This is a genomic window from Ignavibacteriales bacterium, assembly GCA_026390815.1.
In the GTDB taxonomy this organism is placed as follows: Bacteria; Bacteroidota; Ignavibacteria; order Ignavibacteriales; family SURF-24; genus JAPLFH01.
Genome location: JAPLFH010000031.1, coordinates 47,654 through 61,154 on the forward strand (window position 1 = coordinate 47,654; position 13,501 = coordinate 61,154).

The window sequence follows — 13,501 nt, forward strand, 5'->3', positions numbered from 1 at the left end:
TTCCCTTGTCTACAAAAAGGGGTTACGATTTACGTAACCCCCCAGGTATGTGAATGAAATTATTTTACACGTCCCAATATTTGCATTCGTCATATCCACCATTTGATTTTGCACAACACAAAACAATTTCTATAAATAATATATAGTATTTGTTAACCTGGCAGGCTTCAAGTGGACAGGCAAGGATGCATCTATCACAACCGATGCACCAATCCATATCAATTTGTAAGTTTCCATTTTTGTTGATATAAATTGCTTCCATTTCGCAAACTTTTACACAAGGGTATTGTCTTCGGACCATAATATCTCCTAAAAATTTATTAATAATTTTTAATTCTAAAATAATTATTTAACTTTTTTTAATATGGATAAATCGATTTCTTAAACCTACCCGATCAATGTTTGCAAGCAATTTAATAGTTTTACCAGGTTCCAATAACAAAACGTCACCATTAGCAAGACCGGTAACATAAGCAAAAGAGCCATCTGCATTCAATAAATTTACATTTACTGTTTGCAATTTAAACGAATCATTGTTGTTAATAATTTTTGTTACAAGATTAACACCCTTTCTGGCATTAGTAATTGAGCTTAAAGGAATTTTGGATACGTTTTCGCCGGTTGTTTTGCTTAGGTTTGCACTTACAACGTAATTTGGTTCTTTGGATATTGCTTTGTCTAACTTGGAATGTGTTTCAACATCTCCTGTATCTGTAACTTTAGAACAGGAGCTGTTTATTGAGATGAGTAAAGGAGCCCCCAATAAAATTGCACCGTATTTTAAAAAGTCTTTACGGTTTAGTTTTTTAGTAAATTGCATAGAACCTCCAATGAATGTTAAAATAAATGATTAGTTAATTGGCATTTCAAAAATATAAATTCGACAGTCTTATCCAAGATTTTTTTTAACTTTTTTAATTTGGGCTTATAACAATAATAATGCCGGACAGATGCTAAAACATCCGTTTTTAAGGTTTACATCAGCTTAAAAATTAAATTGGAAGGTAATAGATTTTCAGATAGAAGAATTAGCGGTTAAACAAAAAATCCCAAAATGATTTCGATTTTTTTTGGCTCCTCCAAAATTTAATGTATTTATCCTGTGTAATAAGTCCGATTGGTCCCTCATAAATACCCCCATCGATCCAGCCATCATAAACTCTAACAGCAATAATGTTATCACCAGTTTTTAATAAATTTTCCGGAATATAATATCCTCTAAACTTCTGATATTCCTGATCTACAGAAATTTTATTCTCTTGAACTTGCATTCGACCTGTTGAACCAATCATTTTACCATTTATGAATACTTCATCTAAATCATCTATTTTACCAAGCATTAGTACAAGTTTTTTATTTTTAAGATTTTCGGGCAAAGTGATTTTTTTTCTGTACCAGGCAAAACCATCATAGTTTTCATATCCTTGAGATTCCCAATTTGCAGGCACAAATATCTGTGACCATTCCTTATCATTATAATTTGCTCCTTTCCACTCATTCTCGTCCCCGGTTTTAAACTTCCACATTCCTTCCAAAACAACGTCAGCTTGCAATACATTGGTTTGATAATAAAATCCAATATCACCATTAACAATTCCACCACCCAGTTGCGCATCATAAACTCTAACTGCCAGAACATTTTCGCTATTAAATTTAATAAGGTAATTTGGAACATAATATTTTCTAAAAGCACTATATGCAGTATTATATTCAGGGGGAAAAGATCCCGAAGCGCCAATTGGAGTACCATTTAAATAAACTTCATCAACATCATCTATATAACCAAGAAACAAGAAAATACTTTTTCCTTTAAGATCATTTGGACAGAAAAAATGTTTGCGGTACCAGGCATATCCATCATATCCGTAGAATCCTTGATCTTCCCAGGGAGAAGGAACTTTAATTTCTTCCCAGCTCTTGTCTTTGTAATTTGGAAGAGACCATTGTTTATCATCCCCAATTGAGAATTTCCATAAACCTTTTAGGTTTAATATCCTCTCCCAATCGCGCGCAAACAGATTTTGGGATGACGTGAAAGTAATTATACTTAACAACAATATTTTTTTTATGAAGCTCATTAATGTTTTCTATTGTAATTATAATTTATAAACTATTATTAGAGAGATAGTCATAATCAAGTAAAAAATTGTAAAATTTTGTCATACCCTACTTTATTTTTTATTTTCCTACTTCAGAAATTTGAACTATTCCCATTACTTTTAAATATTCATTATAAATTGCCGTACACATTCTTCTTACTTTCTGATCATTATCTTTTTCAGCAAAAGTTTTTACCAAATCAATACCATCAGCTTCTCCAATTTGATATAAAGACAAGGCTATTAGTATTCTATTGCTTGGGAATGTTTCTTTTTTTAATTGCTCCATTAACTCATTTTTTAATTCTGACAATTTGTATTTTCCAACCATATAAATACTGCTTCTTCTTAAACCATTATTTTCAGATTTTATTCCCAGCTTTAAGTTTTCAATTGCTGCTTTGGTTTTATCAACTTTATTTGATATGGGATCGCAGGCTGAATAAGCATTTGCATATATTGCGGTTAATGCAACTGCTATTAAAAAAAATTTGGTCGTCATATTTTGTTTCATTTTTATGTCTCCTTTATTTGATGAATATTTTTCTTTATTCATCATTTTAGACGGAAACCAGAAGAGTAGAGTTGTCAAGCGAAAGTAAAGTGTTGTAAAAGAATGTCACATCTAAAAATTTAAGGGGAGTAGGCGGATCTTTTTATTTGATGAAGAATCCTCTAAGAAAAGTATAAACAATCCCAGCTTTAATATCTTAAATATTGAACCACATTTGTTTCAGTTTAATTTGATTGCTTAATCAAGCAATTTATAACCAATTCCATGCACAGTTAAAATTATCTTGGGATTGTTTGAATCAATCTCAATTTTCTGACGGAGTTTTAAAATGAAGTTATCAACAGTGCGCGTTGTTGGGGATTCATCATATCCCCAAATTTTTTGTAGAAGCTCATCACGGCTAACTGTTTTGTTTTTGTTTTCCCAAAGGTAATGGAGAATTTCAAATTCCTTGTGAGACATTTGAACTGATTCGCCATCAGCGTCGGCGTTATAAGAAGTAAAGTTTACTTCTATTTTTCCAATCCTTACCTGTACGTCTTTTTTCTCAGGCACATTTTCTTCGGATCTTCGCAGGATGGCTTTAATTCTAGCCAGTAGTTCCCGTAAGCTGAATGGTTTTGTAACATAATCATCGGCTCCTAATTCAAGTCCAAGTACTTTATCAATTTCTTCTCCTTTGGCAGTAACCAAAATTACCGGAGTCTTAATCCCTTCTTTTCTTATCCGTTTACATACATCAAAACCTGAAAGTTTGGGAAGCATAACATCAAGAAGGATTAAGTTAAACTGGTTATTAAGAATTTTATTTACCGCTATTTCACCATCTTCAGCATAATCAACTTCATAACCTTCAAATTCAAGATTATCTTTCAAACCCATTCTCATATGAGTTTCATCTTCAACAATTAAAATCTTTATCATTTTATTCTCCTAAAATTTATCTTAAATTTTTACTGGTAATGAAATTTTAAAACTGCTTCCTTTACCAGGATTACTATCCACTGTTATTTTAGCCTTATGCACATCCACAATGTACTTTACTAATGATAAGCCCAATCCCGTTCCTTTAGTGTTGTGCAAATTTCCAGAAGTAACACGGTAGAATTTTTCAAAAATTCTTTTCTGATCTTCTTTAGAAATACCAATTCCACAATCCTGAACTTCTACATATACTGATTCTTTTTCTTTACCCGTTTTTATAGTTATATCTTTTTTTGTGTCACTGTACTTTACAGCATTATCAATTAAGTTTATTATTGCTTCTGATAAAGCTTCTTTATCTGCTTTTACAGGTGAAAGATTTTCTTCTTTCTGAAATGAAAAAACAAATCCATTGCTTTGAAGATGATAGGTGTATGTATTAAAAATATTTTCCACAAGATTGTTAAGATCCGTTTCCTCTAAATGATATTTTATTTTCCCCGCTTCCATTTTGGAAAAATTAAGAATCTTATTAACAATCTTGCTTAACCTGTTAGCTTCCTGGCTGATGATCTTATAATACTCTTTCTTTTTTTCTTCAGTTTTTACACGCTCCAATTCCAATGTTTCAGCAAACATTGTAATCAAAGCTAATGGGGTTCTTAATTCGTGAGACACATTAGAAACGAAATCCGATTTTATCTGCGCCAGCTCAATTTCTTTTCTTATACTTTTATATGCTAACCACAAACCAGTAATCAGAACAATGTTTAATAGTACAATTAACGCCAGGTTAAATTGTGATCTTGCATTTACCAGACCACTAATTGTTTCCCCTTTTAGTGTAATACCAAGGCTATAATCTGGAAGGAGCCAAAGGGATTTTCTTTGTTCAATCTTATTAATATCAATTTCTTCTGTGGAATATATAATTCTATTATTTGAATTATTAAATACAGTTATTGTAAATTTTTGCTGCGAAACATTTTGTAGTTTTGGTAAAAGAATTTGCCTGATAAAAACATTCGGATCGAAAATGATAACACAAATTTTAGCTTTGCTGTATTTGGCATTTAACAAGAACATAATTACGGAATTGTTTCCTACGGTTGAATCCTGAAGGGTTTCAAATTTTTGGTAACCTCCTTGTTTATAGGTGAATAATCTTCTGGTTTTACTTTCATTAGCAAAAATAATCTTCTTTGCAGTCTCCACATTAAAGGCTGAGAATTTTTTAGCTTTAGTTGGGAAAAAATCTATGTCCTGGTTGGGAATACTGTCAGTAAAAAAAATTAAGTTGATTGATGTATTTAAACTTAAAAATTCATCGATTCGTTTCTGGAATTCCGAAACATTTTTTTGTTTATCAATTAAAGCAAGGTTTAACTTTGTTGCCCAGGTGCCAACTATATCTTCAGAATATTGGTTTACTGAAAAAAGAATTGCATCCAGTTGGTTGTTATAAATTGATTGTATTACTTTTTCATTTTCACTTAAAGAACTAAGTTCATAAATAGAAAAAAATAGCGCCGGTAACAATATTATTAAAAAAAGTATTAATCCAATTCTGGTAATTGGTTTTTGATTAGACAAAGACGATAATTTTCTATTCATATTTACCTGCTAAGAAAAATAATGAAAAGTGATAATATATGATAGAGACATTTATTGAATCATCAAATATTCGGTTCACATTAAAAATCCCCCACTAAATTTTGTTTTGTTTTTCCCAGCTACAAGAATAGTAAGCAAATTTATTCTTAACAATCCGGTTGTGAAATCAATAGAGAAGTTCTCAAAAAGAAAAGATTACTACATTTTATGTCTAAAAAAATTTAATCGGTAATAATTATCTTCAATTGGAGATATTTAACCAGTATAAATTCACCGTAAAAATTTATTCTCTTTTTTTTATCCGTTTTTCAATTTATTATTGCGGCACCTTCTTTGCTAAGTCATAAGAAGTTCTTAAAATATGCAAGGAGTGCAATTATGTTTAGAGTAACTTTAAAGGGGTCGCTCAAAATGGCACTTCTGGTAACTTTGTTATTTACAAAAGCGTTTTCTCAAAATTTTGTCTACACTCAAAATTTTGAAACCATAAATCCATTCAAATTTTGGACTTCAAACGCCACCTACACAATAAACTTTTTTGGTCCATCCAGCGATCGATTTGTTGACGGGACAAAATCTTTGAAGATGGATATTACGATTAATGGGAATGGTACAAACGATTGCTATTATTATTGGACCTTACCTGTTTCCGTTAATCTTCATGGTAAAATGGATTTTTCTGTTTACTTATGGATGGATAGTCCAACAGCGCAACTTGTAAAGCTTGGTTATGATTATGATTTTCCACCCACTGGACTTACACGAATACCCGGGGCGCCAGCGGTTACACAATTTAACACCTGGTTTAACCAAAAAATAAGTTTATCTGATGATATAATTTATCATGCAGATTACTTTGCTCACAATAAAATATATGGCTCTACCTATGATGACTTTGGCAGGCAGCTTGGGTTTATTCCTTTAATGATTAAAGCCAAAGGTTCGCATCGCTTAGTTTTTTATATTGATAAACTTGAACTAAAAGGAACCGTTCTCGATCAAACCACTTTTCCATTACAATACACCGCATGGTGGGCAGCTTTTCAAACAAAGCTATTAGGAATTGTAACACTAAAACATACTGAGCGACTTGCACTTCCTCCAATTCCCAACATTACTGGTTTAACGCTTACTTCAAAAGGACAGGCATATTACAATAGTCTTCAGAAAGCGAATACCGATATTAATAATCTATTTGGAATGATGGATGGTAAACCATACTTTGCTCCAACTGTAATGGATTCACTTGAAGAGCTTATTGGTTTATGGCCTAGTTGGGTTCAATTATTAAACGTAGAAATAAATAATCAAGCCGCTAAATTAGTTCCCTTCTCAATCAATCCAACTCAATACAATAGATTAACCGGAACCAATATACCTGGCGACATAATTTCAAATCCAAAGTTTACTGCACGCGTTTGTGCAAGTGAGTATGAACCTTTTTCTTTATTTCTTCAGGCAAGAGCTGCGGTAAATAATATTAAAGTTCAGTGGACTTCTTTAACTGGAAGCGGCGGAACAATTCCTGCATCCGCTCTTGATGCTTTTATTGCTAAAGTTTGGTACCAGAATGGTTATGATATTAATGGAAGAACGGGTAAATGGCTAACTCAGGAATTGCTTATAAAAAATGATGCTTTAATTTTAGTTGATGAAACAGCAAAAACAAATTCACTTCTTGTTCAAAGAACAGATGGAACTACTTATTATATTAATATCAGCGGAACAAGCACCTCCATCCCAACAAATGTAAAAATAAAAGATGCCGCAGTATTACAACCATTCTCTTTAACAGCGGACAGAAATAAACAACTTTGGTTTACACTTCATGTTCCAGCAAATACAGCACCTGGTAAGTATACAGGTAACATTACAATTACAGCAGATGTAATTGGAACAGTTACAACAATACCAGTGGAAATAGAAGTTCTGTCATTCAAATTAAATCCTTCTCGCTTAAGTTATTCTCTCTATTACCACGGTTATGTTGATGACGCAAATTGGCAGAAAGATCCTTTCACTTCATTTGCAAAAAGCAGCAACCAATACAAAATTGAAATGACTGATATGAAAGAGCACGGTGTTCTTTATCCAACAACTTATCAATCGCTTAACAATATTGGAGCAGATTTAACAATCCGCAACCAGGTAGGATTGCCAAAGGATAGATTATTTGTAACCGGATTTGAAACTGGTAATCCTTCAACAACCGCTGCTTTAACTACTTTAAAAAACTCAGTAACCTCGTGGAAAAATAAAATTGCACAATATGGTTATTCAAATCTTTATGTATATGGAATTGACGAAGCAGTTGGAGATGTTTTATTAAGCGAAAGACCCGCCTGGCAGGCAGTTCATGATGCCGGCGCAAAAGTTTTTGCTGCCGGTTATTATAAACATTATGATGTAGTTGGTGACTTGTTGGACTGTGCAAATATTCAACCCGATCCAAGAAAAGAACAAGCGGATTTATATCATTCATCCGGAAAGAAAATATATGATTATCATAATCCAATGGCTGGTGTTGAGGACCCGGAAGTTTACAGACGTAATTACGGTTTCCTTTTATGGAAAAATAATTATGATGGTGTAATGAATTATGCTTATCAAAGAAATTATGGACATATATGGAACGACTTTGACCCTGAACCAACACAACCGCATCCTTACCGGGATCATGTTTACTCTTATCCAATTTCAGATGGAGTTATAAGCACTGTTCAGTGGGAAGGTTTCCGTGAAGCTGTAGATGATATTCGCTATGTTTCAACCCTCCAGGATAAAATTGATTCTCTTAAAAATTTAGGAAGAGATGTTAGTTCATTTCAACAGTTCGCAAATTCTATTGATCCTACTCAGGATTTAAACAGTACGCGCTATGCAATAATTGATAAAATTAACTTATTACTTGGTTCCGGTGGAATAACGGATAATATTCCTCCCGCTATCGTTTCTGTTGTTGCTCTTACTCCAAATAATGTAACGATTAAATTTTCTGAAAAAGTTAGAACAACCGAAGTCCCAGTATTATCAAACTACACAATTAACAACGGAATAACCGTAACCAATGCTCTTTTAAATTCTGCAAGAGATGAAGTTACATTAACAACAAGTTCACTTACGGCAAATAAAACTTATGCTTTAATTGTTTCCAACATTAAGGATGATGCCGGTAATGTAATTTCCGCAAACAGTACTAATTTTCAATTTCAGCAACAACAGCAAGCAACAGCAAAAGATATTACACTGCTTGCCGAAAAAGGAATTCCTGCAAACGGAACTACATTAAAATACAAAACCGGATCGGCTGGATTAAAAGTAGCTTACTGCACTTCTACAAGCAGTACAGTTGCCTTTACGGTAAATATTCCATCGGCAGGAAACTGGTATGTGTGGGGCAGATTCTTTTGGGAAACAGCTACTACAACAGGACCAAATTCTTTCTTTATAAGTGTTGATAATGGCACTAAACTAAAATTTGGGAATAATGATGTTAATCTTAACAAATGGTATTGGGGCGGCGATGGATCAACAAGTACAGGAACACCAAAAATTTTATCTCTTGGTAATTTAACTGTAGGACAACACACAATTACAGTTTTTGGAGATGAAGTTGGAGCGACAAATATGCTTGATGAAATATTGCTTTCAACAAACCCAAATTCACATCCAACTGATGATAAAATTACACTAACCGCTGAGAACGGTACATTAACAAATGGTGCGGCTTTAAAGACTCAAACCGGTTCTCTGGGAACTAAGGTTGCATATTGTGCCGCAACAACCAGCAGTATAAGCTTTGATGTTAGATTTTTACAAACTGCAAATTATTATGTTTGGGGAAGATTTTATTTTGCTGGAACTGGTACAGATCCAAACTGTTTTTATTTAAGTATTGATGGTGGTATCAAACGCCTATTTGGTAATAACAAAGATAATTTTAACAAATGGCATTGGGGCGGTAATGGGAATGTTGAGACAGGTCCATTAACAGCTATTTCAATTGGTAATTTTGGAGCTGGTTCTCACACTGTTACAATATCAGGATTCGAGTTTGGACCGAATGTTATGGTGGATATGGTTTTAGTTACCTCAGATCCAAACTACATTCCAACTGATGCTGATTTTATTGGGAATACAATTGCTACTCCTAATGGTGATACATTTTTACTTACTGCAGAAACCGGTACTTTAGCTAATGGCTCAGCCTTAAAAACTCAGATCGGTTCAATTGGTACTAAGGTTGCATATTGTACATCAACAACCAGCACAATTAGTTTTAATGTTAAATTCCTTCAGCTTGCAAATTATTATGTTTGGGGGCGGTTTTATTTTGCAGGAACTGGAACGGATCCAAATAGTTTTTATTTTAGCGTTGATGGTGGATTCAAACGCAAATTCGGAAACAACAAAGACAATTATAACAAATGGCATTGGGGTGGAAACGGAAACGTAGAAACTGGTCCTATAACTTCTCTTGCAATTGGTTCATTTGGTGCAGGGCAGCATACAATAACAGTATCCGGCTTGGAGTTTGGACCAAATGTTATGGTTGATATGGTCTTAATTACCACAGACCCGGATTATGTTCCAACGGATGCAGGCATTGCATTATTAAAAAGAGGAAACGAACAAAATGAGATAACAGAAATTCCGACTGAATTTGAATTGAGTCAGAATTATCCTAATCCATTTAATCCAACTACAAAAATTAAATATGCCATTCCATATGATTCGCATTTAACATTAAAAGTTTTTGATATCCTCGGAAGAGAAGTAGCAACTTTAGTTAATGAAAAAAAGGTGGCTGGCTTTTATGAAGCAAACTTTGATGCCAGTAAGCTATCAAGTGGAATTTATATTTACCAGATTAAAACGAACGATATGGTAGTTAGCAAAAAAATGATGTTGGTTAAGTAATCCCATCCTCAGTTCTCCCTTTGAAAAATGGGAGAACCACGTTGGGAATAGATTTTTCACTCCCTCAACTTGTTCCGGTAAAGCAGATTTACTGCCGAGCCGGAACATTTTATTTTAAAACAAATCGAACAGAGATTTTCTGCAATCAAAACTTTTCAAAAAAACATTTCAATTTTCGCTTGCTCTTCTTACATCTAAAAATTATCTTATTGCAGATTATAATTGCAGTAATTCAATTTGATAAATTAGAGGGCATATGAAAATAAAACTTCCGCATTCAACTACAAACTGGATTTCTCTAATTGGCGCAACCATTGCGTTAATTTGTTTCTTTATGATCGTCTTTCTTTTTGCCATTACAACTTTTTTAGAAAGAGGTAGTTCATACCTTGGACTTGTAATATACATCGTACTCCCGGCGTTTTTAATAGTTGGTTTAATTTTAATTCCAATAGGAATGTTCCTTAAGGTAAGACGGGAAAAAAAGCAAAAACGAGTTGAAGAAACACGCTGGCCTGAAATTAACTTAAATATTGCCAGCCATAGAAATGCTTTTATAATATTTGCCATTGGCACTTTTATATTTTTATTCCTTTCTGCTGTTGGCAGCTATGAAGCATTTATTTATACAGAATCGGTTCCCTTTTGCGGTAAGACCTGCCATAAAGTTATGCTTCCGGAATACACGGCTTATCAATCATCTCCGCATGCACGCGTTGCCTGCGTTGATTGTCATGTTGGCTCTGGTGCTGATTGGTATGTAAAATCCAAAATGTCTGGGCTTTACCAGGTTTATGCCGTTACGTTAGGCGATTATCCAAAACCAATTCCAACTCCCATTTCTAACTTGCGACCTGCAAGGGAAACCTGCCAGGAATGCCACTGGCCCGAGAAATTTTATGATAGAAAATTGAGATTAGAAAAGCATTATCTGTCTGATGAAAAAAATTCTGAATGGGATATTAATCTTGCAGTAAAAATTGGCGGAAGCCATAGCGCGCAAGGTTTGCAGGAAGGAATTCACTGGCACATTAATAAGGATGTTGTAATTGAATATAAAGCGTTGGATAAGCAAAGACAAAAAATTCCGTGGGTAAAGTTTACAAATCTGAAAAGTGGAAAGACGATGATTTTCCAGGATCAAAATCAGTTATTGAAAAAGGAACAGCTTGATACTTTGGAAACGCGTGTTATGGATTGCATCGATTGCCACAATCGACCATCGCATAATTACAAACCGCCGGCATTTTTTGTAAACAACGCACTTACTGCCGGAACTATTCCTAAAGAATTTCCGATGATAAAATCTCTTGCAATGGATTTATGTGGAAAAGATTATTCAACTACTGATACGGCTATGAAAGCAATTAAAGATGGCATCAATTCTTTTTACAAGGAAAAATATCCACAGATTTTTGCAGAAAAAACTTACCTGGTTAAAAGAGCTATAAACGGTTTACAGATGGAATTTAAACGGAACATCTTTCCAGAAATGAAAGTGAAGTGGAGCGCATATCCAAACAATATTGGACATATAGAATTTATCGGCTGCTTTAGGTGCCATAATGATAATCATAAAAGCGATGAAGGAAAGTTGATCTCTAAAGATTGCAACTTATGCCATATAATAAGTGCGCAAGGTTCACCGGATAGTTTGCAGGTTACTTCCTTTGGTAGCTCGCTTACGTTTCGTCATCCAAATGGAGATGAAAGCTGGAAAGAAGCGCTTTGCGTTGATTGCCATACAGGACTTAATCCGTAATTGCGGATTTGAGAATGCGGGTTGCGGATTGAAAGGAAATATTTTTTATACTACAATCCGCAATCTTTTTCCCCTGATGTTAATGACCATCCTTGACAGAATTGTTCATACCGCTAGCAGGATTATTTTTACAAAATTAGTGGATTGAATTTTCGGTCCGCTTTTATAATACTTTGAACATCAAATAAAGTTTTCTCTGGCAAGGTTTGGACCTTGCCAACCGAAGAAATTATTATAAAAGTAATTAAGGTGGTTTTTTTCCTTCCTATCATTATTTAAAAATTATTTTATGCTTACTCTTGTTAAATTCATTATTCTCTTCGATCATCTTTTTTATACTCGGTTGCAGTTTTTCCTTGTATTCATTAGAGTTATATAAACTTTTATTTCTATTAAACAGAGTTGAGGCATAATTAAAAACAATTGATGAACTCGGGTATTTATCTAAAAACTTATCAATTAATATTTTAGGTATTTCATAGTTTATTAATCTATATTCTTCAACAATATTATTATATATACACATCTCATAATTACTATTAGGAAATTTTTCAACAAGTAAAATTAATTCATCAACCCATTTTGAAATAGAATTATTATCTTTTTTAATTTTATCATATTTCAAGATAATATTATTTAGTTTTTCCAATACAATTTTATCATCTTTTACCGTTGGTTCATTTATAATAAATTCTTTAGTGTTAGAGTAAAATTCTTCCTTTTTACTTTTATTAAAAGCATCTAAATAATAATGTGAATATTTTAATTTTACTTGATATTTACCAGGAAGGAAAGTATTGAAAACATTTCTACATAGATAGTATTTAACTTTACTTTCATTACCATATTCTCTTGATAAAGATGTTGAGTAAGTTATACTTTTACCAGGTAATAATTTATATTTAATATCATGCCTTGAATCAACAGTCCAGTACCAAGTACGTTTTAATTGCTTCCCATATGAATCAGTAACAATAATATCAGTAAAAGACTCGAAATCAGCATCTATTTCAACTTCTTTTAGATCAATATTTTGAAGCGTTACTAAAATTTCAACTGGTTCATATCTCAGGTATTCTTTTTTATCCAAGCCGATTTTTAAGGAAAAATCAGCACATAAAGAAATATTGGTATAAAAAAGAAGAGAAAATAAAATGACTAAAATATTTTTCATAATTCTTTCCGCTATAATGTTAGTAGAATTCAATATGAATTATAAATTTCCCGAATGTAATGTCCAAAAAGTATCCCGATCTATATTTTCCCAAGATTAGATAAGCTAAAGTTCAGTAGTTAACATTAATGAAAAATTATTTGATCAGAATAAACTTTTTTGTTTGAATAAAATCTCCCGCCATTAATTGATAAAAATAAACTCCACTTAGTAGTGTCGAGGTTACCCCGACACTACGAGGAAATTCTATTTTATAAATTCCTGCTTGCTTTTCTTCATTAACAAGAGTTGCTACTTCATTTCCTAAAATATCAAAAACTTTTAATGTTACTTTACTCGTAATTCCTAATTCGTAATTAATAACTCACCTTACGCAAAGAGAAAGAAAGGTATTAAATTTCTGGTGACAAAAATCAGAGGTATGCGATGAAAAAAGAACTCTTAGAACTGTACACAGATTATTTAATGAGTTCATTTTCTTATACGACAGCCAC

General features: G+C 32.9%; 10 protein-coding genes. 2 read left to right on the forward strand and 8 right to left on the reverse strand.

Translation table 11 applies throughout. The features are described 5' to 3' along the window. Positions 1–64: 64 nt before the first annotated feature. From NTX22_09435 to NTX22_09460, 6 genes are all read right to left on the reverse strand, one after another. A complete protein-coding gene (locus NTX22_09435; GenBank protein MCX6150733.1) occupies positions 65–301 on the reverse strand; it encodes a 4Fe-4S binding protein in 237 nt (78 codons plus the stop codon). Positions 302–349: 48 nt separating this feature from the next. Beyond that, positions 350–820 carry a hypothetical protein gene (locus tag NTX22_09440; GenBank protein ID MCX6150734.1) on the reverse strand — a complete coding sequence of 157 codons (471 nt, stop codon included), beginning with the start codon at positions 818–820 and terminating at the stop codon, positions 350–352. A gap of 208 nt (positions 821–1,028) precedes the next feature. Further along, positions 1,029–2,078, reverse strand: a complete 1,050-nt coding sequence (locus tag NTX22_09445) for a beta galactosidase jelly roll domain-containing protein (GenBank protein MCX6150735.1) — start codon at positions 2,076–2,078, stop codon at positions 1,029–1,031. A 100-nt stretch (positions 2,079–2,178) separates the two neighbouring features. Beyond that, the gene (locus NTX22_09450) at positions 2,179–2,613 is read right to left on the reverse strand and encodes a HEAT repeat domain-containing protein (GenBank protein MCX6150736.1); all 435 of its coding nucleotides are present in this window, start codon (positions 2,611–2,613) and stop codon (positions 2,179–2,181) included. Positions 2,614–2,850: 237 nt separating this feature from the next. Then, the gene (locus NTX22_09455; protein MCX6150737.1) at positions 2,851–3,537 is read right to left on the reverse strand and encodes a response regulator transcription factor; all 687 of its coding nucleotides are present in this window, start codon (positions 3,535–3,537) and stop codon (positions 2,851–2,853) included. A gap of 21 nt (positions 3,538–3,558) precedes the next feature. Next, positions 3,559–5,151, reverse strand: a complete 1,593-nt coding sequence (locus tag NTX22_09460; protein MCX6150738.1) for a HAMP domain-containing sensor histidine kinase — start codon at positions 5,149–5,151, stop codon at positions 3,559–3,561. A 378-nt stretch (positions 5,152–5,529) separates the two neighbouring features. On the opposite strand from NTX22_09460, the gene NTX22_09465 reads away from it, so the two are divergent. Then, on the forward strand, positions 5,530–10,071 hold the full coding sequence (locus NTX22_09465) for a T9SS type A sorting domain-containing protein (protein ID MCX6150739.1): 4,542 nt from the start codon (positions 5,530–5,532) through the stop codon (positions 10,069–10,071). A 256-nt stretch (positions 10,072–10,327) separates the two neighbouring features. Further along, a complete protein-coding gene (locus NTX22_09470) occupies positions 10,328–11,833 on the forward strand; it encodes a NapC/NirT family cytochrome c (GenBank protein ID MCX6150740.1) in 1,506 nt (501 codons plus the stop codon). Positions 11,834–12,104: 271 nt separating this feature from the next. Here the strand turns inward: NTX22_09470 and NTX22_09475 are convergent, their stop codons facing one another. Both NTX22_09475 and NTX22_09480 read right to left on the reverse strand, forming a co-directional pair. Beyond that, on the reverse strand, positions 12,105–13,007 hold the full coding sequence (locus NTX22_09475) for a hypothetical protein (GenBank protein ID MCX6150741.1): 903 nt from the start codon (positions 13,005–13,007) through the stop codon (positions 12,105–12,107). A gap of 136 nt (positions 13,008–13,143) precedes the next feature. Next, a complete protein-coding gene (locus NTX22_09480) occupies positions 13,144–13,350 on the reverse strand; it encodes a T9SS type A sorting domain-containing protein (GenBank protein MCX6150742.1) in 207 nt (68 codons plus the stop codon). Between the last annotated feature and the right edge of the window lie 151 nt (positions 13,351–13,501).

Coding starts and splice junctions, on each gene's coding strand:
- NTX22_09435 (MCX6150733.1), bottom strand. CDS start 301: ATGGTCCGAAGACAATACCCTTGTGTAAAAGTTTGCGAAATGGAAGCA.
- NTX22_09440 (MCX6150734.1), bottom strand. CDS start 820: ATGCAATTTACTAAAAAACTAAACCGTAAAGACTTTTTAAAATACGGT.
- NTX22_09445 (MCX6150735.1), bottom strand. CDS start 2,078: ATGAGCTTCATAAAAAAAATATTGTTGTTAAGTATAATTACTTTCACG.
- NTX22_09450 (MCX6150736.1), bottom strand. CDS start 2,613: ATGAAACAAAATATGACGACCAAATTTTTTTTAATAGCAGTTGCATTA.
- NTX22_09455 (MCX6150737.1), bottom strand. CDS start 3,537: ATGATAAAGATTTTAATTGTTGAAGATGAAACTCATATGAGAATGGGT.
- NTX22_09460 (MCX6150738.1), bottom strand. CDS start 5,151: ATGAATAGAAAATTATCGTCTTTGTCTAATCAAAAACCAATTACCAGA.
- NTX22_09465 (MCX6150739.1), top strand. CDS start 5,530: ATGTTTAGAGTAACTTTAAAGGGGTCGCTCAAAATGGCACTTCTGGTA.
- NTX22_09470 (MCX6150740.1), top strand. CDS start 10,328: ATGAAAATAAAACTTCCGCATTCAACTACAAACTGGATTTCTCTAATT.
- NTX22_09475 (MCX6150741.1), bottom strand. CDS start 13,007: ATGAAAAATATTTTAGTCATTTTATTTTCTCTTCTTTTTTATACCAAT.